The following is a 24,942-nucleotide window of genomic DNA, read 5'->3' as shown; positions in this document are numbered from 1 at the left end:
GCGAAGATTGAGTATAGATCGTGCGCTGGCATTGCTCTCGCCCAATTGTAGATTTGAGCGCCAGAAAAGGGCTTTTCGGGACACAGAATAACCACCGTCGGTTTGCAACCAAGATGGTAAAGATATGGTGCTAAAGTGAAAGCAGGCGCCGGTGTGCGTCCACCCTGTGCTTTAGCTGTAACAACCGACAGGGCTCCCCATGATGCTGAAACGCTCCTCTCATCACATTTTCTTCATCCTTCTGCTGGCCTGCATAGCCAGTCCGGGCCTCTCGAGGGCTGCAGATCCACTGCCATCCTGGAATGAGGGAGACACCAAGCAGGCCATAGTCTCCTTTGTGACAAAGACCACCGGGGAGGGCAGCCCAGACTTTGTTCCTGCAGGCCAGCGTATCGCCACTTTTGATAACGACGGCACACTGTGGGCAGAGAAACCGATCTATTTTCAGTTGCTCTATGCCATCGACAAAGTAAAGCAAATGGCGCCGCAACACCCTGAATGGAAACAGAAGGAGCCCTTCGCTTCGATTATCAAGGGTGACACCAAAAAGGCGCTCGAAGGCGGCGAGCCGGCTCTGATGCAGCTAATCGCAGCCACCCATACCGGCATGACCGGGGAAGAGTTCCAGGACAGTGTCAAGCAATGGCTGGCTACCGCCCGGCACCCCGAAACCAATAAACCCTACACCGAGATGATCTACCAGCCGATGCTGGAGCTGCTCAATTATCTGAGGGCGAACGGATATAAGACATTCATCGTCTCGGGTGGCGGCATCGACTTCCTGCGCGCCTTTGCCGAGAGTACCTATGGCATCCCACCTGAGCAGGTGGTGGGTAGCAGTCTCAAAGCCAAGTATGAAGAGCGTGATGGCAAGCCGGTCATCGTCAAACTGCCCGAGGTGAACCTGATCGACGACAAGGCTGGCAAACCAGTGGGCATCTACCAGCATATCGGTCGCCGACCGGTATTCGCGGCAGGGAACTCCGACGGAGACTACGAAATGCTGCAGTGGGCCACAGCCGGGGAGGGCCCGCACTTCGGACTGCTTGTGCATCACACAGATGGCAAGCGGGCGTGGGCCTACGACCGTAAGTCACACGTAGGCCAACTCAACAAGGCGCTGGACGCTGCCCCGAAGGCGGGGTGGACAGTGGTCGACATGAAGGATGACTGGAAAGTGATCTTTCCTTGGGGGAACCGCTAACGCAGGCTGGCCTTCTGCCAGCTCAATGTTTTGCTAACCCCCCAGTGGCCGCCTGCACCCTGGGAGCTCTTTTACCAGCAGGCTGAGATACTGGAGGAAATGATGTACTTATCCTCGTTACGTGGGCTCTTGCTGGTGCCCATTATTTTGATGCTGATCTATCACGGTGCCGCACAGGCACAGTCAAAACCCAATATCCTTGTGATCTGGGGTGACGATATCGGCTTCTGGAATATCAGTTTCAATAACCGGGGCATGCTGGGCTACAAGACGCCCAATATCGACCGGATTGCTAAAGAAGGGCTGTCTTTTACCGACTATTACGGCCAGCAGTCCTGTACTGCCGGACGTGCCGCTTTTACCGGCGGCAACGTGCCGATTCGCACGGGGATGACGAAAGTTGGCCTGCCAGGCGCGAAAGAGGGATGGCAGGAAACCGATGTCACTATCGCCACCGTGATGAAGAGCCAGGGTTATGCCACCGGCCAGTTTGGTAAAAACCACTTTGGCGACCGGGACGAGCACCTGCCCACCAATCATGGCTTTGATGTCTTCTTCGGTAACCTCTACCACCTCAATGCGGAGGAGGAACCCGAGCACCGCGACTATCCGAAGAACCCGGAGTTCCGCAAGAAGTTCGGCCCCCGCGGCGTGATCAGGGCCACCGCAGACGGAAAAATTGAGGATACCGGCCCACTGACCAAGAAACGCATGGAAACCGTGGATGAGGAAACTCTCGCTGAAGCCATGGATTTCATCCGGAAGCAAGTTGATGCTGGAAAGCCTTTCTTTGTCTGGTGGAACGCCACCCGCATGCATTTCCCCACCTATGTCAAAGAAGATCACAAGAATCTTGCCGGCCCGCAAAGTAATATGTATGCCGACGGCATGGTCGAGCATGATCGGCAGGTGGGCCAGTTGCTGGACCTGTTGGATCAACTCAAGATTGCGGATAACACCATCGTCTATTACTCCACCGACAACGGCCCTCACTTCAATACCTGGCCTGATGCAGGTCTCACCATCTTCCGCGGTGAAAAGAACTCCAACTGGGAGGGGGCCTACCGGGTGCCGGCCTTCGCTCGCTGGCCCGGAAAATTTCCCGCAGGCAAGACGCTCAATGGCATCGTCAGCCATGAAGACTGGTTGCCGACGTTTGCCGCGGTGGCGGGCAACACCAAGATCAAGGATCAGTTGCTCAAGGGGGTCAACCTGAATGGCCGCAAGTACCGGAATTACATCGATGGCCACAACATGCTGGATTACTTTACCGGCAAGACAGACGAATCACCGCGTAAGGAGTTTATTTACGTCAATGACGACGGCCAGATTGTGGCGATGCGCTATGACGGCTGGAAAGCGGTATTTCTGGAAAATCGTGGCCAGGCCTTTGGCGTATGGATGGAGCCCTTCACGGAATTGCGTATTCCATTGATCTTCAACCTGCGTCGGGACCCGATGGAACGCGCCCAGCATAATGCCAACGGCTATTACAACTGGCTGCTTGAGCGGGCATTTGTCCTGGTGCCGTTACAGCAGATGGCGGCCACGTTCCTGAACACGATGAAGGAATACCCGCCGAGTCAGACGCCTGCAGCGTTCAATCTAAAGAAGATTGAGGAGCAATTGCAGAAGTCGATCGATGCTGTTGGGGACTAGTCTTACTGTTTATCAAAAAAGCCCCACATTGCGGGGCTTTTTTGTGATCATAACTAACTAGCCCTAGTTGCCAGTTGGCATGGGAATCTTGACGCCTTCCTTTTCCAGCTGTTTTCGAACCCACTCATAACGTTGATAGTTGGTGATGGTGATGGGGCCGGTGTAGGTTTCACTCTGGAGCTTCCGCGGAGGGTACTTGACATAGGTCTTCATCAGATTCTCCACTTCCTGACTGATGGTGACCATGGTCCAGGTGCGCTCGGTGAAGTTATTCATGAAAAGATCGTAGCGTTCCTGCGGGTCCTGCCAGAGATCAAAAACCTGCGGTACGGTGGCCACATATTTCTTCGGGCCTTTCCAGCCCAGGTTGCTGTCCACCGCCAGACCTCCGGTGTGGGCGCCATCGTCCCCGCGCAGATTGAAGACCGCCTTGTAATTGCCGACCCGGGCGGCACCGGGGCTCAGTTCATCCTCGGTAAAGTAGAACCAGGAGGTGCGCTTCGACTTACCTGAACCAGTCAGGATGGGCGACATGTCATAACTGTCGAAGTAGATCGGCTGTCCCTCGCGGTCGTTGCTTGGTAGATCCACACCAGCCAGGGAGGCGAAGGTTGCCATCAGGTCGAGGCCGCCGGTGATATCGTGATTCTTGACGCCGGCCGGGACTTTTCCTTTCCACATTGCTATCGCCGGGACCAGGTTGCCCCCCTCGCGCACGGTTCCCTTGGTACCGCGGAAGGGCGTATAGCCGGCATCCGGAAACACATCCTGCCAGGCGCCGTTGTCGACGGTATAGAAGACTAGCGTATTCTTCTCGAGGCCCAGTTCGCGCAGCTTGTCCAGCACACGCCCAATCCGCGTATCCAGTTCCACGACGGCATCGGCATACTTGGATTTGGACATCGACTTGTGCTTGAACTCCGGTGCCGGCATGTTCGGCTGGTGGTTCTTCATGAAGTTGATATTGATGAAGAACGGCTTGTCCGGATTTTTTGCCGCCTGCTCCAGAAAGCTGATACCGGACTTCTCGATATAGTCGTCCAGAAAGGGCAGCCCTACGACACCTTTATCGGGAGTGTTCACATACTGGCCATTCACTTTCCAGTCCTGTTTGGCCGTTTCGCCGGCCTTACCTGAAAGGGAGCCCTTGGTCACCTTGTCGAACATGGCGCGCAGCTTCGGGTCCATGTCCGGAAACCAGGTCGGGTCGCCGTAGGTGTAGGCGTTGGCGTGATAGAGGAAGGCGTGTTCCATGACCTCATAGCCCTGGGCATTGGGCAGCGCGTAGTCTGACTCCCCCAGATGCCACTTGCCGGTGAAATAGGTCTGGTAGCCCGCATTTTTGAGTACCGAGCCCAGAGTCCACTCGGCCTTTGGCAGGCCTCCCCCCTGACCCTGGAAAGCCACTGTCGTCATGCCGCTACGGTTCGGAATGCGCCCTGTCTGGATTGCCGCGCGGCCGGGCGTACAGCTGGGCTGGGCATAGAAAGAGAAGAATGTCATGCCTTCGGCTGCCATCTGATCGATATTGGGTGTGGGCATGCCGCGGCCCTCACCGCCCCCATAGGGGCCGAGATCTCCCCAGCCAGTGTCATCCGAAACGATCAGCAGGATATTGGGTTTTGAGCCGGCGACATCTGCCGTTTTGGACGTTGACATCCCCGCTGTCTGCTGGGGAGTTTGGGCAGCGTCCTGGATCTCGGAAATTGGCGCGGTCTTCGAGGCTGTGGTGCCTTGGGATTCTGGCTCGCTGGGAGCTGGCGGAGCGGAGTCACTCTGCGTACTGGTGGTAGTGGGAGCTTTATTCGTTTCCTCGACCTGTTGGTTGCTTTCCTCGCCACCACAGGCAATTAGTAAGAAAGAAAGTGCCAAGCCTACTGGTAATTGACGCATAGCTGTGCCCGTTATTGACCGGGGTAAAATCCGCTGGTTGAATGAGGTGGCGGTCACACGTAATCAAACGGTTAAAGTTGAAGCGCTGATAAAATGCGAACGCAATTCTGGCGATGAATCTCAAACAACAATAGCTCAGCAAATTCACGCATTAGTGGATGTGGCGTGTGTTGTGCGTTGTGGCTGTGGACTTCAACGCTAGATAAGCTGTGACAAATAGCTTATTCGTCGGAATAACCGGCACCGGATTTCGGCTTGATGTAGCGGGGTACGATGCCCTGGATCTTGGCGGCCTCCTGAATCATCATTTCTATCCAGCCTGCATCCATCACGTTCACGAACTCATCATTCTCATCGAAGTTGATGTTGACCCCATAGACCACCATTATCGTATCCGTCGGCTCAACATTGGTTTCCGGTGTATGCAGTTGATGAACGGATCCGCCCGGTTCAAACAGGTAGCTGCCGGCGGTCTGCTTCTGATCCGGGTATTCCAGGTAGTACCAGCAGCCAGAGATGGTGTAGAGGTGGACAACCCCCGTGTGAAAGTGTCTGGGCAGCGTGACCCCAGGAGCAAAGAGAACACGTAATACCCAGACACCATTTTCCGGGTCGAGGAACAATGGGTGGATGTTTACCCCGGGTAATACATTCTCGATCACGGGCAGTTTGTCCGTATCGATAGTGAGCAGGAAGTCCTGATGGTTTATCGGTGATGGTAGCGCCATGTTGATACCTCCAACTCACGCCTGTCCGGCTTACTTTGTATGAGCACTTTAGAGCCTATAGACCTGTGGTCTTACCCGCGCTTGGATGTTGTCTCCAGCTCTCCCTTACGCCAGGGCTCTATGATCACCTTGACGTGGGAATTCGGCTGCATCAGGGTTTCAAAGGCCTGCTCCACGCCGTCGATGCCAACCTTGCCGGTTAACATTGCGCGCCAGTTAAACTTGCCGTCGGCAATGGCTTTGAGGCATTCGGCGAATTCCTCGGGTGAGTAGTAATAGGAGAAAATGATGTCCAGCTCCTTTACCGTCGCAAAGGCGAAATTGACCTGAGTTTCCGTCGTATGGACGCCAGTGATGACCAGGCACGCTTTCTGTGGTGCCCGCTCAATGAAATTCCTGAGCAGCTGGTGAATACCGACGCACTCGAAAATTACCAGGCGTCCATCCTCAAGGAGCGATGAAGCGAGTTTGACTTCATCGTCGTCCTTGGGGTTGACGGCCTGTGTTGCACCGAATTCGAGCGCCAGTTGGCGGGAGGAATCCTGGGGGTCGGAAGCGATAATGTGTTTGATACCGCGCATCTGCAGTGCAGCGATGGTGGCAAGTCCGATGGGACCGCATCCGGCAACGAGGGCGACGTCCTCTGGGGTGATTGCCGATCGATTAACCGAGTGCAGTCCAACCGCTAGAGGTTCCGTCGTGGCTGCGGCTTCGGGAGAAACACCTTCTGGAAGCTCCAACATCAAGTCTTCATCAACAAGAAAATACTCAGAGTAGGCACCATTAATCCCCGGAGTGACGCCGATACCCGCTCCATTCATCGTCATCAGAACAGGTGCACTGGTAATGCGTGTACCAATTGGCAGTTTGCCCTCTGTTTCTGGGCCGTACTCCACGACTTCACCACTGAATTCATGCCCAAGCATGATCCCTACATCATTGCTCTGGTCGGGATCCATAAGACCGAGGCTTTTGTAAAGGTTCAGGACGTCTTCTGTGTGGCGAGTCAAGTGAAGATCGGAACCGCAGATGCCACAGGCGAGGGACTTGACCAATACTTGTCCTGGCCCCGGAGTTGGCATCTCCGCTTTTTCCAGCTGAATCTTGCCGCTGCGTAAAACGACGGATTGCATGGTGCTCATTGGGTTTATTCGTCCTTTACGGAATTCCGTCTGACCTGGCAGTGAACTGCCAGGTCAGAACACGGCGCTGGCCAGGGTTGATCTAGCCCTCAAATTACTGCTTGGACTTGTTGATAAACTCCTCAACCACATTGGACATGTCGAAGCTCTTGCCACCCTGTACGGGGGGGTACTCTTTCAGAGACTGCAAGTGCTGCTGCATCAGTACACCCATGGGCTGGATCAGCCACGAGACCTTCTGCATCAGGTGCCCGTAGGAGTCCTTGGAGAAGTAGCTTTCATAGGGGTCCATTCGGAGATTGAATACCAGCGGTACTGTCCGTGGTATCACGTTGGCGTAGTAGTCTTCCTTGGTGGAAAAGTGGAATTTCCAGGGCCCCATGCGTACTGCAGTAAGCTTGCTCTCGTAGTAATAAAAGATGTGGTTGCGGGCGGACTCTTCCACCTCACCCGTCCAGTAGGGGAGGTTGTTCACACCATCGATATACTGTTTCTTTTCCTGAAGCATCTGCTCAGCGACATCGTTGACACCGGCGGCGGTGGCCAGGGTTGTAAACAGGTCCTGGTGCCCCTGAATACCGTTCAGCTCTCTGCCAGCGGGGATTCTTCCCGGCCAGCGCGCCATCATGGGTACGCGAACACCGCCCTCGTAAGTGGTCATCTTTTCGCCCCGGAAGGGGGTGGTAGCGCCATGGGGCCAGCTGGAGTGCTCGGGCCCGTTGTCAGTGCTGTAAATGACGATAGTGCTATCGGCCAGCCCTTTGTCATCGAGCCAGTCCAGTACCAGACCGATATCGTGATCGTGCTGCAGCATACCCGCGCCGTGGTAATCGGCCTCGCTGGTGTACTTCTCGACCTCACGTAACCACTTGTCATCGATGCGGGTATAGAGATGCATACGGCTGGTGTTCAACCAGACAAAGAACGGCTCCCCGGCATCGTTCGCTTGTTCCATGAACTTCAGTGCGCGCGGGATGACCTCTTCACTGTCAAAGTTGTGCATCCGCTTCTGGGTCAATGGTCCGGTATCCTCGATCTTTTGTTTCCCTACTACGCCAAAACGCGGGTCTTCTGTATCGTCCATTTCATCAGTGGCGATCGAATGGATGACTCCACGGGTGCCAAATTGTTTCTCGTAGGTTTCCAGGTCACCGGAAAATGCCTTGCCGAAATTCTGGTAGTCACGTTGTTCTGATTCTTCCTGGGTGTTGAGGTGGTACAGGTTGCCAAAGAATTCGTCAAAGCCATGCGCTGTCGGCAGGTGCTCGTTGCGATCCCCCAGGTGGTTCTTGCCGAAGTGTCCGGTTCGATAACCGACTTTCTTCAGCACTGCCGCCAGGCTTGGCGACTCCTTTTGCAGGCCCAGGCTGTCTCCGGGCTGGCCGACTGTGGTCATGCCGGAACGGATGGGGTACTGCCCGGTAATGAATGCTGCCCGTCCCGCGGTACAGGAGGGTTGTGCATAATGATCGGTGAATATCGCGCCCTCATTGGCAATACGGTCGATGTTGGGGGTCCGGTATCCCATGACACCCTGTTCATAGGCAGATAGGTTGGTCCAGCCGATATCGTCACCCCAGATCACGAGGATATTGGGTTTGCCTCCCTTCACCGGTTTGGCCGGGGTGACTGGCTCATCGCGCTGGGTGCCTGCAGGGCTCTCCTTGCTTGCGCTCGCCTGCTGCGCCTCAGCTGCATTTGTATTCTCTTGTTCCTGAGCGCTCGGGGCAGGGCGGCTGTTGCTCACTGCTTTCTGTTCGGCGTCGCCTTTCTCCGCGCAGCCGATCATGAGCAGACAGAAAATCAATGTGAAACGTAACGCTTTCACTGTGCTTCTCCCGGTGAATGGAAATCCATGGCGAACTTTCCGTTATGAAATCATAGGAGTTTGTAAGACAGGCAGTGATGAGTCCTATGCCTCCCGGCAGGGTAATCATTGTGTGCACCAATTTTCTTAGGCAGTATTTGTCCCTGGCACCTCATGGTCAGGAGATTGCCTATGCTCCTAGTCGCGACAGGGATTTCTCGATAGTTGGAAAAATGGCCCAAGGTTCAAAGAAAGCGGTTCTCTACGCCATCTGTGTGAATGGCATTGTCACTGTCCTGAAAGGAATGGCGGCACTCGCCACGCACTCGGCATCGATGATGAACGAGGCGGTGCACAGCCTGATGGACACCCTCAATCAGGTGTTCCTGCTGGTGGGATTGATTCGTGGCGGGCGCCCGGCGGATCAGACTTATGCGTTCGGCCACGGCCAGAAGAAATACCTGTGGAACCTGTGGAGTGCGATCGGTCTCTTTTCCATCGGTTGCGGGCTCGGCCTCGCCCACGCCTGGCATGCATGGCACCAGGTAGGGGTGGTCGAGCGGCCGACTTCTGTGTCGGTGCTGGGGCTCGATATTGCACCAATCTGGATCTCCGCCGTGGTGCTGTTTATCGCCCTGGTCCTTGAGGCATACGTGCTGTACGTGGCGGCAAAGGAGTTCCTCTCGCGTATGCGCGCTGCCGGACTCCGCAATCCCTTTCGCTATCTGCGACAGGCCGATGATCCAACCCTGATTGCGGTGCTGCTGGAAGACAGTATCGCGGTCACCGGGGTGTTGCTGGCTGCAACCGGTATCACCATGACCCAGCTGACTGGCGACAAGAGCTGGGACATCGGCTTCTCGGTGATCATTGCATTGATGCTGGGCGTCACCGCGATCTTCCTCGGCATGATCAATATGCGCCTCCTGACCAGTATCCGCGATGTGGGCGCTGAGGAAGCCTTCCAGGATATCTGCAAGGGGCATCCGGAGATCGAGCGCTTCCACGATGTACGCTCGATCATCGTCGACGAGACCCATACGGTGGTGGTCGCTGAGGTGGAGCTGCGGGAGGAGCGCCTCGTTGGCGACCTGCGCAAGCGCATCGACGCCCACGAGGAAGCGTTGTTGTCGCGGGTGCCCGAGGAACGCCTGACCCATCAGGTGCGGGAATATGTGGAGACCCGGGCGGTGATCCAGGCGACTCTGGAGCGGACCGAGCGGGTGATCGATGAGCTGGAGAAGGAGCTCAAGGAGCGCTGCCCGCAGGTATTTCACCTGACAGTGGAGGTGGAGGGAATCGCGCCGTCTCCTGAGCTGGATAGCCCTGAAGAGTTGTTATCTTGAGGCTGCCCGTGTAGTCTGCGCGCGTGCGCAGGCCGGGGAATTTCGCGTAAATTCCCGTGAGATTGCAACATTTCGTGACTGCATTGCGGCCGCCGTTCTCCGGGCCGCAATAACCCCTGCACAGAATCCATTAAAAAGAATTTTATGCCGCCAGAGCTCGGTTTCTGGTGCTTTCTCCGTATATGTGAAGCGATGACCAACGAAGATAAACGCCCCCTTTATATCCCCCACGCCGGCCCGTCACTGCTGGAAATGCCGCTGCTCAACAAGGGCAGCGCTTTTACCCGCAAGGAGCGCCTCGAGTTCAATCTGGTGGGCTTGTTGCCCAACAACGTCGAGTCTATTGAAGAGCAGACGCGCCGCGCTTACCACCAGTACCAGCAGTGCAAGACGGACCTGGATCGCCACATCTACCTGCGCGGTATCCAGGACGACAACGAGACGCTGTTCTTCCGCCTGATCGAGGAGCACATCGAGGAGATGTTGCCGATCATCTATACCCCCACCGTGGGCAAGGCGTGTGAGGAGTTTTCCAATATCTACCGCAACCATCGCGGCCTGTTCGTGTCCTACGCAGATCGCGAGCATATGGACGATATCCTGCGCAGCGCCACCAAGGACAACGTCAAGGTGATCGTGGTCACCGACGGCGAGCGTATTCTCGGCCTGGGCGACCAGGGCATTGGCGGTATGGGTATCCCCATCGGCAAGCTGTCCCTCTACACCGCCTGCGGAGGTATCAGCCCGGCGTATACACTGCCCGTGACGCTGGATGTGGGCACCAATAACCGCACCTTGCTCAACGACCCCATGTATATGGGCTGGCGCCACGAGCGTATTTCCCAGGAAGAGTACGACGAGTTCGTGGGCGAGTTTATCGCCGCGGTGAAGCGCCGCTGGCCGAAAGTGCTGGTGCAGTTTGAGGACTTCGCCCAGACCAATGCCATGCCGCTGCTGGAAAAGTACCGCGACGAACTCTGCTGCTTCAATGACGATATCCAGGGTACGGCGGCGGTCTGTCTGGGGACCGTGCTCGCGGCCTGCAAAGCCAAGGATGAGAAGCTGAGCGAACAGCGGGTGATGGTGGTCGGCGCCGGATCTGCCGGCTGCGGTATCGCCGAACAGATTGTGATGGCCATGGTAGGCGAGGGTCTCTCCGAGGAGCAGGCCCGCGAACGTCTTTTGATGTTCGACCGTTACGGTCTCGTCACCAGTGACATGAAGGGCCTGCACAATTTCCAGTCGCGCCTGGCACAGAATCCGGATAAGTACCCCGGCGTGAGTGAGTGGGATCTGCTGCAGCTGGTGAAGAACACCAAGCCCACCATCATGATCGGCGTTTCCGGTCAGGGCGGCCTGTTTACTCAGGAGGTGATTGAAGCCCTGCACGCTGGCTGCCCGCGCCCGCTGGTACTGCCGCTCTCGAACCCGACCTCCCGTGCCGAGGCCACGCCCCAGGAGATCCTGACCTGGACGCAGGGTGAAGCACTGGTGGCCACCGGCAGTCCCTTTGCCCCGGTGGAGCTGGATGGCAAGGTCTATCCCATTGCGCAATGCAACAACGTCTATATCTTCCCGGGTGTGGGTCTCGGCGTGATCGCCGCCGGTGCAAACCGCGTGACGGACAATATGCTGATGGCTGCGTCCAATGCGCTGGCCGAGCATGCGCCAGTGGTGAAGAAAGGGGAGGGTGCGATGCTGCCCGATCTGAACAACATCCGCGAGATCACCAAGTACATCGCACTCAAGGTCGGCCTGCAGGCGCAGGAGGATGGAGTGGCCCCCGGGGTGACCGAGGAAAAGCTCGAGGCGGCCATTGAGCGGAACTTCTGGTATCCGGGTTATCGAAAATACCGTCGCCGTTCCTACTGATCACCGCCCCTAGCAGAATCAACGCCCGCTCACTGCGGGCGTTTTCCTTTGTAGTTTTGCATTCGTATCCAGTCGGCGCAGTGAACGATGCAGGAGCAGCGAACAGATGCGGTAGAAAGTCCCGGGCAGGATACGATTGAATAAAGCTAACAACCTGGGCCGAACACCGGGGATGATCATCCACTTGCCCGCGTCCAACCCTCTCAGTATCTGATCGCAGGCCGAATCCACATCCATAGAGCCGGCCACTTTGCGCAGTTCGAGGGAAACCGGGTGTGCATCCCGTTTCTCCCGCGCCACCATGGGGGTCCGGATTTCAGCAGGGCAGATACAGCTCACCTGAATACCCTGTGGCTGCAGCTCGAAGCGCAGAGTGGTTGCGAGACCCACCACCCCAAACTTGGAAGCACCGTAGGCGGCATAACCGTAGTTGCTGGTGAGGCCGGCCAGTGAGGCGACCAGGGCCAGACGTGCACCAGGTTGCAGATGGGGTAATGCCGCATGGGCAAAATGGAAACTGCCATTCAGGTTTACGTCTAGCACCCGGTGGAAGTCGTCTGGCTCCAGGTCGGTAAACGCCCGGTTGACCAGGATGCCGGCGCAGTTCAGCGCTAGAAATGGGGGACCGTAATGTTCCACTGCTGTGGAAATGGCTTGCCGCACCTGGTCGAGCTCAGTGATTTCGGCAATGAAAAATTGCCACTGGCTTTTTCCAGCTTTTGCCGCGCTCACTAATTGTTGATGCCGGCCGGAGTCGAGTTTCAGGTCGAGAATTGAAACCCGGCACCCCCGGCGTAGCAGTCGCAGTGCGATCCCGAAGCCAAGACCGCTACCAGCCCCGCTAATCAGGGCGTGACCCCCGTCAGTCATAAAAAGCCTCCTACAACTTTTCAGTCATCGACGTAATGGGGCGCTTTAGTCACCGCCGCCTTTTCCGAGTTCGGCTACCTGGGAGCCGGAGTCGGTGAGCTTGAGTATGTTCTCGAGAAACTGTGCCACCTCGCGGTGGTAGGTGACCCGGTTTTTCTGCTTCTTGAAGCCATGGCCCTCGTCAGGAAAGCGAAGATATTTGACCGGGTGACCGGCTTTGCGGATGGTGCGCACTATGTCGTCGGACTCCGTTACCGGGTCGCGGGGGTCATTGGCACCGTGGGCAAACAGCATTGGCACGGTAATTTTGTCGGCGTTATTGATTGGGGAAATCTCACGATAGAACTCCTGCCATTTCTCCTCGCGGATATCTCCATACTCAACCCGGTCGGAGGCCTTTAGTGCTGGCGACGCTTCTTCCAAAGCTCGGACCCAGTTCGAGACTCCCACTACCGAGACCCCTGCATCATAGATGCCCGGGTAGGTTCCGAGGACGGCATTCACCATATAACCACCGTACGAGCCTCCCATCACGGCGATGCGCTCGCCATTGACCCGGTCATCCGTCGAGAGGAATGCGGCGGTATCCACCAGGTCGCGGACGGAGTCGAGCCGTTTTTCGCGGTTGTCCATTCGAGTGAAGTTTTTTCCGAAGCCGGTTGAACCACGGACATTCACGTCAAACACGGCGATGCCCTTGTTGACGAGATACTGGAAACTGGGTTGGAACCGGGGCCGCGCCTGCCCCGTGGGGCCGCCGTGGACGTTGACCACCACCGGTGGATTGAGGATGTGCCGGGGTTGCTCGGGAAGGTAGAGCAGCCCATGCAGTCTGACGCCGTCCCGCGCCTCAAAGAAGACCGACTCCGGGATGACAAAGTTCTTTGCCTGCAGGCCAGCCAGTGAGGCTTTGACAGCGTGATGGAATTCGCCCTCCTCTAGATACCATGTGTAGACATCGCCCGGAGTGCGGGGACCGGTGACCCACACCATGAGTGTCTCGCCGTCCGGGGAAAAGTGGCTCCGGTATACGCCGCGCGCAATTTCTGGTGCGGTTAGTTCCCGGTTACGGTTTCGGTCCAAGACATGGAGGCTGGAGTAGCCGCCGTCATTGGTCGTCCAGGAGAGATAGCGTCCGCTCGCGCTGAGGCTAACGTTGTGAATATCGCTGTCGGGGGTGCTGAGAAATTCCAGCTTCTTCTGCTCCAGCGAGTAAAAGGCCAGGCTCTGGTATTCCCGGCCTTCGTTGGTAGAGAGGAAAAAACCGCTGCCGTCGGGGAGCCAGGTAAAGTCACTGTAGCGGGCGGCCACCTGCGGCTGGAACAATGGACGGAGCTTGCCGTTGTTTACATCCAGCCAGTGCAGGTCATTGGCGTCCTCACCACGGGCCTCACTGATAAGAAGCGCTGTTCCTTCCGGATTCAGACTGGTGGGGTAGTATCCAAAGTGCCCCTCGAACAGGCGCGTGGTCTTGCTGCTTGCTATCGAGTGGCGGTAGATATCAAAGTCTCGCCCGTTGCGCTCGGTGGAGGCATAAAAGATATGGGCACCATCCCGGGAGAACATGCCGAATACGCGATACGCGTCTGAGGCGGCCAGGAGCTGCGTTTCTTCCGTGCCGTCTGCAGACAACAGGTAATAGCCCTCACGCTCGTTGCCGTCGGCATCCCGACCGATCAACAGCGCCTCACCGTTAGGCTGCCATTCAAAAAAGCTGATCCCACTGCCAAAGGTGAGTTGCTGAGGCCAACGATTTTTTAGGTCGGTTACCCAGAGTTGCGGCTCACCGGTAATGCGCCGGATGAATGCCACCTGATCTCCGCGGGGGGATACTTTGGCGGACAGCGCGCCCTCTGCCATCAGATAGCGCACGATGTCCGCGGGTTGTTCCCCGGCCAGTCCAACCGTCACGGGTTCAGCCCTGGGAATATCCTCGGGATGACCCCATTCAGGAGTTTGTGCGAGAACAGAAAAGGGGAAAAACACCAGTGCGACTGCGTAAACGAGGTGTCGCTTGAACATTCTTATGTCCTCTGTTGAATGAGGGCTTTCGCAAACACAGAACTTCAGCTTGCCGGCCAGATCTAGGATTTCTGAAATAACGACCGGAGCCCGTAATGGAGGTGTCCTCGCCAACGTTGACATCAGAAGGGAGGAAGTGCAAGAGGGGTGGATTACAGGGGCTTACACAGTAGTTATTGGTATTGGGGAGTCGTCCGGCCGCTGAAACGCTATTGTTGGCGCTCCTCGATCAGTACGCCGTCAGAGATGCGTTCACTGGGATGCAGAACGAGTGTCTCACCATCGCCCACGCCCTCGAGTACCTGCGCTTGCAGGCCATTGTTCTTGCCGATTTTGACGATGACTCGTTCAGCACGGTCTCCCTCGACTCGGAAAACTGCCCACTCTCCCTGGTGTCGGAACAGTGCCCCGGTAGGCAGCTGCAGTACGTCTTCCCCGCGCCACACCCGGATTGCGGCATCTACCCGGTAACCGTGGCCCAGCCGTGACCATCGCTCTCGCGGCTCGGTGAAGTCGATAATCACGTTGACCCGCTGTTCCTCGATACCGAGCGCAGAGATCTTGGTAAACCCGAAGGGTTCGACCAGCCGCACCCGTCCGGTGAGAGGTTTCTCGCCGCCCCAGCTGGTGAATTCCACTGGGGCGCCGGGTTCTACCTGCACCGCATCCCGGGAGAGCAAATCGACCACCACTTCCAGTTCGGCGGCGTTCCCGATCTCTACCAGTGGAGTGCCGGCGATCACCACCCGCTCGCTTTCCTGCTGCAATCGCAGCACCCGGCCACTAACGGGTGCAGTGACGGTCACGATATCTTCAGGGTTGGCAGCACTGCCAGGCTCCGGAGAGATCAGTAGCGCGCGGGCGCTGTCGACATCTCCGGCGCGGGCGCGCTCCGCGGCCTTGGCGGTATCAACAGCGGCGATGGCACTGTCCAGTGCGAGTTCAGCGCGTTCCAGCTCGGATTGTGATACGTAATTCTTTTTTGCCAGGGCGCGAATGCGGCGGGCGTCGGAGCGGGCAAAGGCGAGGCGGGCCTCGGCATCACGCCGTTCTGCCCGCGCCAGATTCAGCGCAGCCTCGGCACTCTGGATCGCGGCGAGGGCCTGGGTACGCCCGCGCTTGTCCAGAAAGCCCGGACTGGTGGGAAGTAGTTCTGCGATCAGTGTCTTGTCGGCCTCGACGACATCGCCCACCTCGCGACCGATACGCAGTAAATAACCGGTGACCGGTGCCGAAACCACGTAGACATCATGCACGCGGGTATAGCCCTCGTCGCGCACAAACACCTCCAGGGGGCCACGGGAAACTGCAGCCAGATCGACCGGGACAGGCTTCGGCAGGTAGGCATAGACAAAGAATGCCACCAGCGCCCCGAGAAGGGCGCCGGTCACTATCCTTCGCAACAGCTTTTTGCCCATGTCACTCCCGGGTTTTGAGGACCGCAATCAGGTCGAGGTGATCGATTCGGCGGCGCACCAGCATGCCAGAACCGATGGCCGCCAGAACAACGACAAGAGCGGCGTAGCCGTAGGTGGAATCACCGATCACCAGCGGGATCCGGAACAGCTCGGTATCGAAAGACTGTACCAGCAGGGCGGCCAGCAGGTAACCGAGCAGAGCACCCAGTGGCAGTGCCAGCACAGTGAGCAGCGCCAGTTCTCCCAGCAGAATATAGGAAACCTCGCCGCGGGTAAGGCCCAGTACACGCAGGCTTGCCAGTTCACGCCCGCGCTCTGACAGGGAGATACGTGCATTGTTGTAAACCACGCCTACCGCGATCAGGCCGGCAAAGAGTGTGTTGAAAAAAACAAAGGTGCCGAGGCTGTCCTGCAGGGTTTCATAGAAGGCATTCTGTGCCTGTTCCTGCAGGCTGACGCCCGCGACCACCGGTGTGTTCTTCAATGATTCATACAGGGCATCGGTCTCGTCGGGGTCGACCAGCAGATAGGCACCCGAAATGGCACTGTCTTCCATCAGCAAGCGGTTCATCGCGTCCAGGTGCATATAGGCGGTGGTGCCCATATAGGTTTTGACGATACAGCTCACCATCAGGTCCACTTCGGGCCGGCGGCCGGTTCGTACTTCCACCCGCAGCAGGTCCCCGGTGCCGATGTCGAGCAATTCCGCAAGCTTGTCGGACAACACGAGCCCCTGCTCCGGTAATGCTACAGGGTGTAAAGTCGTATCGACGATCCGGCTCAATTCAGGCTCCGCTTCAAGCCCGAGGATTGCCTCACGGCGCACATTGGGTCCGTTGCGGAGCACTACGGGGATGGCGCGAAAGGGCTCGGCCGTCATCACACCCGGTGCATGCAGTACATCCTGAATGGCGCGCTTGTTGCGCGGTTCGACAAAATTCACTGTCACGTCCTGGCGGTCGATGACGTTGAAACTGATATCCACCATAAACATCATCGCGTCCATGGAAAAGCTTGCACCGATCAGCAACCCCATGGACATACCAATGCCGAGCACTGTCATTGCGGCGCGCTTTGGCCAGCGGTAAATGTGCCTGAGGATCATCCGACTGGGCTGGTCGACCCAGGGTGCCAGTCTCTCCAGCCAACGGGCCGCGCGGCTGTAATCCGGTGGAGGCGGCGGCACCATGGCGATGGCGGGTTCCAGTTGCACTACGCGACGGACCGATGAGACGGTACCCACACCGGCAACCAGTAGGCTGAAGCCCACAGAAACCAGGTACACGTCTGGTGGCGGGCGAAACAAAAGGAAAGGGAACTTGAAGAAGTCCTGATACATATGGGCGAGGCCGCGGCCCAACCACAATCCGAGAAGGATCCCGATCACCACACCCAGCAGCGTAATCAGACCGATCATCTTCATATAGTGTTTGGCGACGGCCCCATTGCTGTAGCCAAAGGCCTTGAGCAGCCCGATCTGCTCGCGCTCCGTATCGATCAGCCGTCCCACCACCACATTGAGCAGAAACGCAGCCACCAGCAGGAAAATTGGTGGCAGGATGCGGCCGATGGTTTCCAGCTGGTTGATTTCATTGGTGAGGAACTGGTCCGATATCTGCTGATCCCGCCCGTAGGCGCCCGTGGCGCCATAACGCTTTAACAGGTTGTCGAGTCGCTGGATCAGGGCGTCTTCGTCGGTGCCTGTGGAGGTCAGGATCACTGCCTCGTTGAAGGCGCCGTCCAGGTCGAACGCATGCGCGAGGGCATCCCGGTTCATCCACAGTACGCCAAACCGTTTCTTGTCCGGGACAATTTCCCCGGGCGAAATCGCATAGACATATTCCGGCGACAGGACGATTCCGGTCACGGTCAGGCGTTTCTTGGTGCCGTTGAGAATGGCATACAGGTGGTCACCGGGCTCCAGCTGGTGCGCCTCGGCAAAGGCATCCAGTACCAGCACTTCCTCTTCGTGCTGGGGATCGAAGTAGCGGCCGCGATGGAGGACGATATCGTTGATATGCGGTTGCGGGAACGGGGGCAGGGACTGGATTTCTCCGGTGATGGGCGCGGACGCACCGGCCACATCGAGGATCACCCCGGCACGGATGCGGGTTTCCGCCCGCCGTACACCCGGGAGTGCGGCGATCTCGTCGAGCAGGGCATTGGGTGCGCGTTTGACCGGTGCAACCACGTCGGCGAAGCGATAGCGCTCGTAATAGGCACTGCGGGTCTCCGCCAGGGAGATCAGCATGCCCTTGGACATCACATACATGCCGATGCCACAGCCGATCACCACGGCAATCGCCAGTGCCTGGCCTTTGATAGACCACAGATCCCGCACCAGTTTGCGGTCCAGTGGGCGCAACCAGTCAATCCACATGGCCAGAGGGCTCCTGCTGCAACGGATGCCGCTCCGGTCCTGGAACGGTGACGTGGAGCGGACACTGGCTGGAGTGAACGTTTCGGCGAGTCATCGGATACGCTACCAGCTCAGGGCCGACGGTTCGCAGGGCGTCTCGTTGGTGCGACTCTCCTGGATCTGGCCATCCGCCATATACAGTACCCGGTCCGCCATATCCGCGATCCCCGCATTGTGTGTAATCACCATGGTGGTGGTATTCAGTTCCCGGTTCACCCGCGCGATCGCCTCCAACACCACGATGCCGGTCTTGCTGTCGAGGGCGCCGGTGGGCTCGTCGCAAAACAACACATTGGGTTGTTTGGCAATGGCGCGGGCGATGGCGACACGCTGCTGTTCGCCTCCGGACAGCTGGGCAGGGAAGTGGTGGATGCGTTGCTCGAGGCCCACCAGTTTCAGGGCTTGTTCCGGTTCCATCGGGTTGCTGGCGATCTCGGTCACCAGGGCCACATTCTCCCCCGCTGTCAGGCTCGGGATCAGGTTGTAGAACTGGAACACGAACCCCACGTGTTCGCGCCGGAACTGGGTCAGGTGCCGATCGTCGAAGGCGGTCAGCTCCTGGTGGTCGAAATAGACGTGGCCCTCGGTTGGTGAATCCAGCCCACCCAGAATATTGAGCAGCGTGGACTTGCCGCTGCCGGAGGGGCCCAGCAGGACCACCATCTCGCCCCGCGGTACTTCGAGGTTTACGCCGCGCAGGGCAAAGACCTGTGTATCGCCACTGCCGTACACCTTGGTCAGGCCCTCGGCGCGAAATGCTGGGTGATTATTCTCTTTCATGGTGAAACCAATATAGCTGCGACCATACCGACAGGGGGCATGGCGCATTACGCTTGGGTATCGGTCGCAGCCCCGAGGTGACGGGCTTGTGCCGACTAGTGCATAGCGGCTAATGGCAAAGCGAGCGGGAGGGCCTATGGCGGATGACCGCAATATCTACCAGTCGGTGGATAACAAAACAGATGTACATGAATTGGCGCTGAAAATCCGGGAGGATGTAGAGAATGCGGACACCCGCGCGGCGCTGACTGAACTGCACCGCAGAGCCGGTTATCTGGTAACCCTGTCACACAGTAGCGCCTGGAAAGAGAAGTTCGGTGACGATATCGAAGAGATTCGCGACACCGCTCAGGAAGAGTTCGGCGTTACCGCCAGAAAGATCAATCGACGTGCTGAAGATATCGGTACCGATGCAGACTACGACGAGAGCTGGGGTGAGAGCGATGACAACTGAGCGGCGTGAATACAAGGCGACCGAGTCTCGTTACAAGGGTGGGGCAGAGGAGATGTACATCACCTACGACCTGGAGCAGAAAACCCGCGGCGGCGGCACGGCAATGTATCCCAAGGTCAAGCGGGTTTACATCGCCGGTGACGTCAGTGACTGGAGCGTGGGATTCTTCGAAAAAAGCTCTGGGAATAAGGTGCACGGAGTACGTATTGAATACGCGCAGTCCCGGGCTGGATATGATCGCTCCGGATACACAGCCACCCGCAGCGATACCGGTACGGAGTACGAGGTGGCGCCGACCCATGTCCCCGAGAGTCGAACAGAATATACGAAAATCATCGAAATTCCCGAGGATGCCGACAACATCTGTTTTCATGAGGGCAGATTGCCACAGAAATACCGCGATGCGTTACAGGATGTGCGTTAACCCGCGGGCCAGAAAAAAACGACCGCCACTCCGGCGATAAACGTTGGGGCAAACATCATCAGTACGCGGGATAACAGTCTGCCTCCACCCAGCATGCCCGCAGCGCCAGCTTTGAAGATCATATTGGCCAGCGTGGCGATAATCATTGCGCGCCACGCTGTGTCTGTTGTCAGCGTCCCCTGATTGGCGAGATTGGCGGTGGAGAGGGTGATCGCATCCACATCGGTGAACCCGGAAATCAGTGCGACCACATAAATGCCCTGATTGCCAAAGTATTCCTTCGCGGCAGCGATCGCCACCAGGACCAGCGCATACAAGCCACCAAAAATCAGCGCCGGTGTCAGTTCTGCGGGGTTGCCGTGCTCTGGCATCTGATATTCTTGCTCACCGATAAAGTGATAGGCGAGTGCGCAGACCAGCAGGCTGACTACCAGGAGTGCCGCCAGCGGTGGGATAAACTTCACGACGATGCTCGGGGCGACTACCGCGATCTCCACGAACATGCGCACAAATATCGTCGTGGAGGCAATCAGGATCACCAGCGCTGCGAGATCTGAGATGCCCGGGTTCTCGCGGGCTCGCCGTGCATAACTGACGGTTGTGGCGGTCGACGATATAAGCCCGCCGATAACGCCACTCAATATCGTGCCTGCTCGCGCCCCCACTAGCTTGTAAGCTGCATAGCCCCCGAGACCAATACCGACGATCAGTACGACGAGCAACCAGATCTTGAACGGATTCAGTACATCGTAGGGCCCGAAGGTCTGATTGGGCAGAACCGGGAGGATAATGAGGGAAATTAACGCGAACTGCATAATCGCCCGGAGATCCTTTTCCGGGAGTTTCTTGGCAAATTGGTGCATGCTCGGTTTGAGGTGCAGCAGGATGACGATTGTCCCGCCGAGGGCGACGGCGAGCATCTTATCGCCGATAACGAGAAATACCCCGAGCAGGAACATCAGTAGCGCAGTGATCTCGGTGGTGATGCCGCTGCTTTCCTTGTCCCCGCGCAAGCGCTCCAGGTTTCCGAGAAGGATAAGCACGGTCATGCACAACAAGCCCACCAGCAGCAGCCAAGGGGCCTCAAAGACCCGGGCCAGCTCTGCTGTCAGTGCACCGAAAATTGCGATCAGGGGAAAGGTCCGGATTCCACCCAGTCTGTCGGTACTGCGCTCGCGCTGGAGGCCGATCAGCAAGCCGAGCCCCAGGGCAATGGCAAAGGCGGTGATTGTCTCCAGGTCAGTCACAGTGCCAAGTGGCCCGGCCAGATCTGCCGAAGCGGCGCGCTGGGAACCGTTCTGTAAAGGTGCAGAGGCTCTGATCAGTGGTGCCTGCAAAAGTATCCAACCTGTCGTTATTTTGCTCTAGGTTTGATCAAAAGAAGCTCGAGGCGTCAGTGGCCTTTTGCACCACTGACAAAGTTTCTCCTTTATCTTTCATCATAGCTCTTCATTGCGCCCCGGTGCTTACTTCGGGCGTCTCTCAAGGCCATTTCAGCAAAGAGAAGGTTGAGTGAGCAGTTGTTACCCTGGGGCAGTTTTCTTCCGGGAACCCCGGTAATTGCACAAGTTGATGGGTGAACGGGATCAGAACCAGAAGCGGATTCCGGCCAGGGCAAAAGTGAACTCGGTCTTTCCGCCATCCGCTTCTATGCGGTCTGCGGTTTCAGCAATCTTGCGCTGCCAGGAAATGCCGAGATAAGGCGCGAATTTCGGGGTGATCATGTAACGGAGCCTCAGTCCCACTTCAATTCCGGTGAAGCCCTCACCGATGTTGTATTCCGGCACATCCGAAAAGGAGAAATCTGTTTCCAGCCGTGGTTCCAGTTCCAGCCGCTGTGTGAAGTGAAAGCCCCGCTCGATTTCCAGCCGCCACGAGACATCGCCGTCTTCGCTGATATAGGCGGTGAGGTCTGTTTCGAACCCATAGGGTGCTATTCCCTGAAAACCTCCGGCAAAAAAGGAGCGGCTCTCGCGGGGATTGAAGTCGTGCCGCACTCCCAACTGCATGTCCCAGAATGGCCGAACCGCGTGATTCCAGAAGACTTCGAGCCGGGCGGCCTCGGTCTTTCCCCCGGCTTCGCGCTCCCCCTCCGACTCGAGATATAGCTTGTTGTGGTCGCCCCCATACCAGGCATCGATTTCCCAGACCTGTTTTTCAAGTTCGCCATCCTTTTGGTACTCGAGGCGCTTACCCAGTACCTGAAAGAATTTCTGGTTATCGTGAATCGGTACAACACCGAAATTTTCCTGTGGCTTGCCTGGTGAATCTTCAGCGATTTTCCTGATTTGTTGGCCGGGCTCCGGGGGCAGGGGAGGGCTTCTGTAATCTTCGGGCTTTGGCTCAGTGCCATCTTCAGTAGCTTGAATGGGCACTGTGGACGGAGCAGCCTCCTGGGCCACAACAAGCCACGGCAGTAGAAAAACAGTAGGGAGGGTAGCGGTAAGCATTTTCATAAGCGCAATCAGGCTACCCGGATCACCTGGAACATCCCGGCTTCCATATGGTAGAGCAGGTGGCAGTGGAAGGCCCAGTCGCCTTTCTCAATCGGCGTGATCAGCACGGACAGTGCCTCCCCGGGCTTAATCAGGATTGTATGTTTGTAGGGAATCTCCTCATGAGGCGCGCCATTTTCCAGCTGCATCCACATGCCGTGCAGGTGCATGGGATGCTCCATCATGGTGTGATTGACCAGGAACAGCCTCAGTCGCTCGTTGTGCTTGAAGAGATAGGGCCCCGGTTGCTCGGTGAACTTTTTTCCATCGAGTGAGAAAATAAAGCGTCCCATATTGGCAGTGACATTGATGGTCATCTCCCGGTCGACGACGGGTGTGTATGGCTGGGACTCTGCAGAGACAAGGTCGCTGTAGGTCAGCACTTTCCAGCCGTCTTGGCCAAGACCCACGCCTGGTTCGGAGAGCCTGTGCTGCGGATCCATTACCACCATCGCCACATTGGGGTTGTCTCGATCCGGTAGAAACGGCATCGGGCCGTTGGGTCCGGGGATGCTGTTGTCCTGCATCTGCATTCGCTTGTGGTAGAGCTTTTCCTTCATGGCGTCGCTCATGCCGCCGAAGTATTTGCCTTTCATCATGCCCATGCCAATGTCTTCCAGCTTGCGGTCTGGCACCGGGCGCAGGGGTGGGACTTCTGCACTCATTCCCGCTTCGGGTGCCAGAGTTCCGCGGGCATAACCGCTTCGATCGAGTGACTCGGCGAACAGCGTGTAGGCTCTGCCATCCCTGGGCCTGACCAGCACATCGTAGGTTTCTGCCACACCGATGCGAAACTCATGGCAGGAAACCGGCTTGACGGCTTTACCGTCCACCATCACAACCTGCATGTCGAGGCCCGGAATGCGCACATCGAAGTTGCTCATGGCCGAGGCGTTGATAAAACGCAGGCGGACCGTTTCCCCGGGTAGGAATTTTCCGCTCCAGTTCATATCCGGCGAGTGGCCATTCATGAGGTAGGTGTAGACGTAGCCGGTAACGTTGGAAAGATCCCGCGGGCTCATGTTCATGCGCCGAAACGGCAGCAGTTCCGCATTAGCATCATCGAAGCCCATCCGGCGAATGTCTTCCAGGTAATTGAAGACGGTGCGCTTGTAATAGATGTAGTACTCGGGGTTCAGGTTGATATTACGGAACAGGGTTTCCGGTTCGGTAAAGGCCCAGTCTGAAAGCACCACCACATGGTCGCGATCGTAGTGGAATGGCTCGCCATCTTTCGGATCAATGATGAGTGGACCGTAAGAACCGGTCTGCTCCTGGAAGCGTGAATGGCTGTGGTACCAGTAGGTGCCAGCCTGCTTTACTTCGAACTGATAACGGTAGGTCTCGCCAGGTTGTATCCCGTTGAAGTTGACTCCAGGGACGCCATCCATGCGGAAGGGCACGAGTATGCCGTGCCAGTGGATGGACGCGTGTTTGGTATCCTCCAGGTGGTTGGTCACATCCATGGTGACTGTATCCCCTTCACGCCAGCGAATCAGGGGGCCGGGAACAGTGCCGTTGATTGCGGTTGCTCTCCCGCTGCGTCCGTTTATCTCGACCGGGGTATAGCGAAAGGCAAGATCGAAGTAGGTCTTTGCGGCGTAGTCTCCGATGCCGTCGTGGAGATTGCGGGGCGAGGACAGGGCCCAGGAAGAGACTGGGAAAACGGCATTGAATCCCGTGGTGAAGAGGCCGACGCCCAGATTGCGTAGGAAGCGTCGTCGGCTGGGGTTCCCCGGCAGGTTGATGCGGTCAGCCCTCCGCGGTGCAGTCATTGGCTCGGCGCCCCACCTTTTGCCTGTAGAGGGACTCTAGCTTGCCCTGCTGTCGTTGTGTTGCTTAGTCCGACTGATTTTGGGGGCGGCAGAAAAGGTCAATCGGCTGCCCCGGGTAGATGGGTGTCAGTCCTCGTAACGGATTTCCACCACGTAATAGGTGATCCATTCCTCCCCGGTTTTCAGGTCCACTTCATCGTCGAGCCGTCGGCCGAGAAGGCGCCGGGCTACCGGTGAGTCCATGGAGATCAGCCCCTGCTTCACGTCGAATTCATCGGGACCGACAATGCGGTAGGTCACGGTATTGCCCTCATCATCCTCCAGGCTGACCCAGGCCCCAAAAAAGACTTTTTCACGCTCGTCGGGCGCGCGGTCGACCACGGTGATTTCTTCAAGCCGCTTGGTGAGAAAGCGCACGCGGCTGTCAATCTCGCGCAGGCGCTTCTTGCCGTAGATATAGTCTGCGTTCTCCGACCGGTCGCCGAGCTTCGCCGCCTCGCTGACGGCATTGGTCACCCGCGGACGCTCCACCTCCCAGAGATGTTTGACTTCCTCGCGCATACGCCGTGCGCCCTCGGGTGTGATGTAACGGGAGCCGCGGGGACGCGGTGGTCTCCATCTGCCCATGCCTCTG

At 57.5% G+C, this 24,942-nt stretch carries 19 protein-coding genes; 6 read left to right on the top strand and 13 right to left on the bottom strand.

Going from position 1 to position 24,942, the window contains the following annotated elements; translation table 11 throughout:
• The first annotated feature begins 199 nt into the window (after positions 1 to 199).
• Together AUP74_RS13635 and AUP74_RS13630 are read left to right on the top strand one after the other, a co-directional pair.
• Positions 200 to 1,204 (top strand): HAD family hydrolase, encoded by a 1,005-nt coding sequence (locus tag AUP74_RS13635; protein ID WP_069948049.1) that lies wholly within the window; start codon positions 200 to 202, stop codon positions 1,202 to 1,204.
• A gap of 102 nt (positions 1,205 to 1,306) precedes the next feature.
• A complete protein-coding gene (locus AUP74_RS13630; protein WP_083260997.1) occupies positions 1,307 to 2,863 on the top strand; it encodes an arylsulfatase in 1,557 nt (518 codons plus the stop codon).
• Positions 2,864 to 2,926: 63 nt separating this feature from the next.
• Here AUP74_RS13630 and AUP74_RS13625 read toward each other — a convergent pair whose 3' ends face one another.
• The 4 genes from AUP74_RS13625 to AUP74_RS13610 form a co-directional block, all read right to left on the bottom strand.
• Positions 2,927 to 4,522: an arylsulfatase gene (locus AUP74_RS13625; protein ID WP_069948048.1), complete on the bottom strand. Its 1,596-nt coding sequence runs from the start codon at positions 4,520 to 4,522 to the stop codon at positions 2,927 to 2,929.
• Between the two features lie 455 nt (positions 4,523 to 4,977).
• A complete protein-coding gene (locus AUP74_RS13620; RefSeq protein WP_069948047.1) occupies positions 4,978 to 5,484 on the bottom strand; it encodes a 2,4'-dihydroxyacetophenone dioxygenase family protein in 507 nt (168 codons plus the stop codon).
• 71 nt (positions 5,485 to 5,555) lie between these two features.
• Positions 5,556 to 6,626 (bottom strand): zinc-binding dehydrogenase, encoded by a 1,071-nt coding sequence (locus AUP74_RS13615; RefSeq protein ID WP_083260996.1) that lies wholly within the window; start codon positions 6,624 to 6,626, stop codon positions 5,556 to 5,558.
• A gap of 94 nt (positions 6,627 to 6,720) precedes the next feature.
• On the bottom strand, positions 6,721 to 8,454 hold the full coding sequence (locus tag AUP74_RS13610) for an arylsulfatase (protein WP_226999798.1): 1,734 nt from the start codon (positions 8,452 to 8,454) through the stop codon (positions 6,721 to 6,723).
• Positions 8,455 to 8,666: 212 nt separating this feature from the next.
• Between AUP74_RS13610 and AUP74_RS13605 the strand changes: the two genes are divergently transcribed.
• Both AUP74_RS13605 and AUP74_RS13600 read left to right on the top strand, forming a co-directional pair.
• Positions 8,667 to 9,779, top strand: a complete 1,113-nt coding sequence (locus AUP74_RS13605) for a cation diffusion facilitator family transporter (RefSeq protein WP_069948046.1) — start codon at positions 8,667 to 8,669, stop codon at positions 9,777 to 9,779.
• A 192-nt stretch (positions 9,780 to 9,971) separates the two neighbouring features.
• On the top strand, positions 9,972 to 11,651 hold the full coding sequence (locus tag AUP74_RS13600; RefSeq protein ID WP_069948906.1) for an NAD-dependent malic enzyme: 1,680 nt from the start codon (positions 9,972 to 9,974) through the stop codon (positions 11,649 to 11,651).
• 18 nt (positions 11,652 to 11,669) lie between these two features.
• On the opposite strand, the gene AUP74_RS13595 is transcribed toward AUP74_RS13600, so the two are convergent.
• From AUP74_RS13595 to AUP74_RS13575, 5 genes are all read right to left on the bottom strand, one after another.
• A complete protein-coding gene (locus AUP74_RS13595) occupies positions 11,670 to 12,521 on the bottom strand; it encodes an SDR family NAD(P)-dependent oxidoreductase (protein WP_083260994.1) in 852 nt (283 codons plus the stop codon).
• A gap of 45 nt (positions 12,522 to 12,566) precedes the next feature.
• Complete coding sequence (locus tag AUP74_RS13590) at positions 12,567 to 14,543, bottom strand: S9 family peptidase (protein ID WP_069948044.1); 1,977 nt, start codon at positions 14,541 to 14,543, stop codon at positions 12,567 to 12,569.
• Positions 14,544 to 14,752: 209 nt separating this feature from the next.
• Positions 14,753 to 15,961, bottom strand: a complete 1,209-nt coding sequence (locus AUP74_RS13585) for an efflux RND transporter periplasmic adaptor subunit (RefSeq protein WP_069948043.1) — start codon at positions 15,959 to 15,961, stop codon at positions 14,753 to 14,755.
• A gap of 1 nt (position 15,962) precedes the next feature.
• Complete coding sequence (locus tag AUP74_RS13580) at positions 15,963 to 18,341, bottom strand: ABC transporter permease (RefSeq protein WP_083260992.1); 2,379 nt, start codon at positions 18,339 to 18,341, stop codon at positions 15,963 to 15,965.
• 102 nt (positions 18,342 to 18,443) lie between these two features.
• Positions 18,444 to 19,160, bottom strand: a complete 717-nt coding sequence (locus AUP74_RS13575) for an ABC transporter ATP-binding protein (RefSeq protein WP_069948042.1) — start codon at positions 19,158 to 19,160, stop codon at positions 18,444 to 18,446.
• A 136-nt stretch (positions 19,161 to 19,296) separates the two neighbouring features.
• On the opposite strand from AUP74_RS13575, the gene AUP74_RS13570 reads away from it, so the two are divergent.
• Together AUP74_RS13570 and AUP74_RS13565 are read left to right on the top strand one after the other, a co-directional pair.
• A complete protein-coding gene (locus AUP74_RS13570) occupies positions 19,297 to 19,614 on the top strand; it encodes a hypothetical protein (RefSeq protein WP_069948041.1) in 318 nt (105 codons plus the stop codon).
• Positions 19,604 to 20,038, top strand: a complete 435-nt coding sequence (locus AUP74_RS13565) for a hypothetical protein (RefSeq protein WP_069948040.1) — start codon at positions 19,604 to 19,606, stop codon at positions 20,036 to 20,038. The genes AUP74_RS13570 and AUP74_RS13565 overlap by 11 nt, the downstream gene beginning before the upstream one ends.
• On the opposite strand, the gene AUP74_RS13560 is transcribed toward AUP74_RS13565, so the two are convergent.
• From AUP74_RS13560 to greB, 4 genes are all read right to left on the bottom strand, one after another.
• Positions 20,035 to 21,375 carry an MgtC/SapB family protein gene (locus tag AUP74_RS13560; protein ID WP_226999797.1) on the bottom strand — a complete coding sequence of 447 codons (1,341 nt, stop codon included), beginning with the start codon at positions 21,373 to 21,375 and terminating at the stop codon, positions 20,035 to 20,037. The two genes, AUP74_RS13565 and AUP74_RS13560, sit on opposite strands and share 4 nt — an antisense overlap.
• A gap of 249 nt (positions 21,376 to 21,624) precedes the next feature.
• Complete coding sequence (locus tag AUP74_RS13555) at positions 21,625 to 22,494, bottom strand: copper resistance protein B (RefSeq protein ID WP_083260991.1); 870 nt, start codon at positions 22,492 to 22,494, stop codon at positions 21,625 to 21,627.
• A gap of 8 nt (positions 22,495 to 22,502) precedes the next feature.
• Entirely contained in the window at positions 22,503 to 24,308 is a 1,806-nt protein-coding gene (locus tag AUP74_RS13550; RefSeq protein WP_069948038.1) for a copper resistance system multicopper oxidase, read from the bottom strand.
• Positions 24,309 to 24,434: 126 nt separating this feature from the next.
• Positions 24,435 to 24,935 carry a transcription elongation factor GreB gene (gene greB / locus AUP74_RS13545; RefSeq protein ID WP_145924401.1) on the bottom strand — a complete coding sequence of 167 codons (501 nt, stop codon included), beginning with the start codon at positions 24,933 to 24,935 and terminating at the stop codon, positions 24,435 to 24,437.
• Between the last annotated feature and the right edge of the window lie 7 nt (positions 24,936 to 24,942).

The sequence above is a fragment of the Microbulbifer aggregans genome (genome assembly GCF_001750105.1).
Lineage (GTDB): Bacteria > Pseudomonadota > Gammaproteobacteria > Pseudomonadales > Cellvibrionaceae > Microbulbifer > Microbulbifer aggregans.
Note: the sequence above shows the minus strand (reverse complement) of the source record. Positions and strands in the feature narration are given on the sequence as shown.

Bases quoted from the DNA above. Each gene is read 5' to 3' on its own strand.
- AUP74_RS13635 (WP_069948049.1), top strand. From the start codon at position 200: ATGATGCTGAAACGCTCCTCTCATCACATTTTCTTCATCCTTCTGCTG.
- AUP74_RS13630 (WP_083260997.1), top strand. From the start codon at position 1,307: ATGTACTTATCCTCGTTACGTGGGCTCTTGCTGGTGCCCATTATTTTG.
- AUP74_RS13625 (WP_069948048.1), bottom strand. From the start codon at position 4,522: ATGTCAACGTCCAAAACGGCAGATGTCGCCGGCTCAAAACCCAATATC.
- AUP74_RS13620 (WP_069948047.1), bottom strand. From the start codon at position 5,484: ATGGCGCTACCATCACCGATAAACCATCAGGACTTCCTGCTCACTATC.
- AUP74_RS13615 (WP_083260996.1), bottom strand. From the start codon at position 6,626: ATGAGCACCATGCAATCCGTCGTTTTACGCAGCGGCAAGATTCAGCTG.
- AUP74_RS13605 (WP_069948046.1), top strand. From the start codon at position 8,667: ATGGCCCAAGGTTCAAAGAAAGCGGTTCTCTACGCCATCTGTGTGAAT.
- AUP74_RS13600 (WP_069948906.1), top strand. From the start codon at position 9,972: ATGACCAACGAAGATAAACGCCCCCTTTATATCCCCCACGCCGGCCCG.
- AUP74_RS13595 (WP_083260994.1), bottom strand. From the start codon at position 12,521: ATGACTGACGGGGGTCACGCCCTGATTAGCGGGGCTGGTAGCGGTCTT.
- AUP74_RS13590 (WP_069948044.1), bottom strand. From the start codon at position 14,543: ATGTTCAAGCGACACCTCGTTTACGCAGTCGCACTGGTGTTTTTCCCC.
- AUP74_RS13585 (WP_069948043.1), bottom strand. From the start codon at position 15,961: ATGGGCAAAAAGCTGTTGCGAAGGATAGTGACCGGCGCCCTTCTCGGG.
- AUP74_RS13580 (WP_083260992.1), bottom strand. From the start codon at position 18,341: ATGTGGATTGACTGGTTGCGCCCACTGGACCGCAAACTGGTGCGGGAT.
- AUP74_RS13575 (WP_069948042.1), bottom strand. From the start codon at position 19,160: ATGAAAGAGAATAATCACCCAGCATTTCGCGCCGAGGGCCTGACCAAG.
- AUP74_RS13570 (WP_069948041.1), top strand. From the start codon at position 19,297: ATGGCGGATGACCGCAATATCTACCAGTCGGTGGATAACAAAACAGAT.
- AUP74_RS13565 (WP_069948040.1), top strand. From the start codon at position 19,604: ATGACAACTGAGCGGCGTGAATACAAGGCGACCGAGTCTCGTTACAAG.
- AUP74_RS13555 (WP_083260991.1), bottom strand. From the start codon at position 22,494: ATGAAAATGCTTACCGCTACCCTCCCTACTGTTTTTCTACTGCCGTGG.
- AUP74_RS13550 (WP_069948038.1), bottom strand. From the start codon at position 24,308: ATGACTGCACCGCGGAGGGCTGACCGCATCAACCTGCCGGGGAACCCC.
- greB (WP_145924401.1), bottom strand. From the start codon at position 24,935: ATGGGCAGATGGAGACCACCGCGTCCCCGCGGCTCCCGTTACATCACA.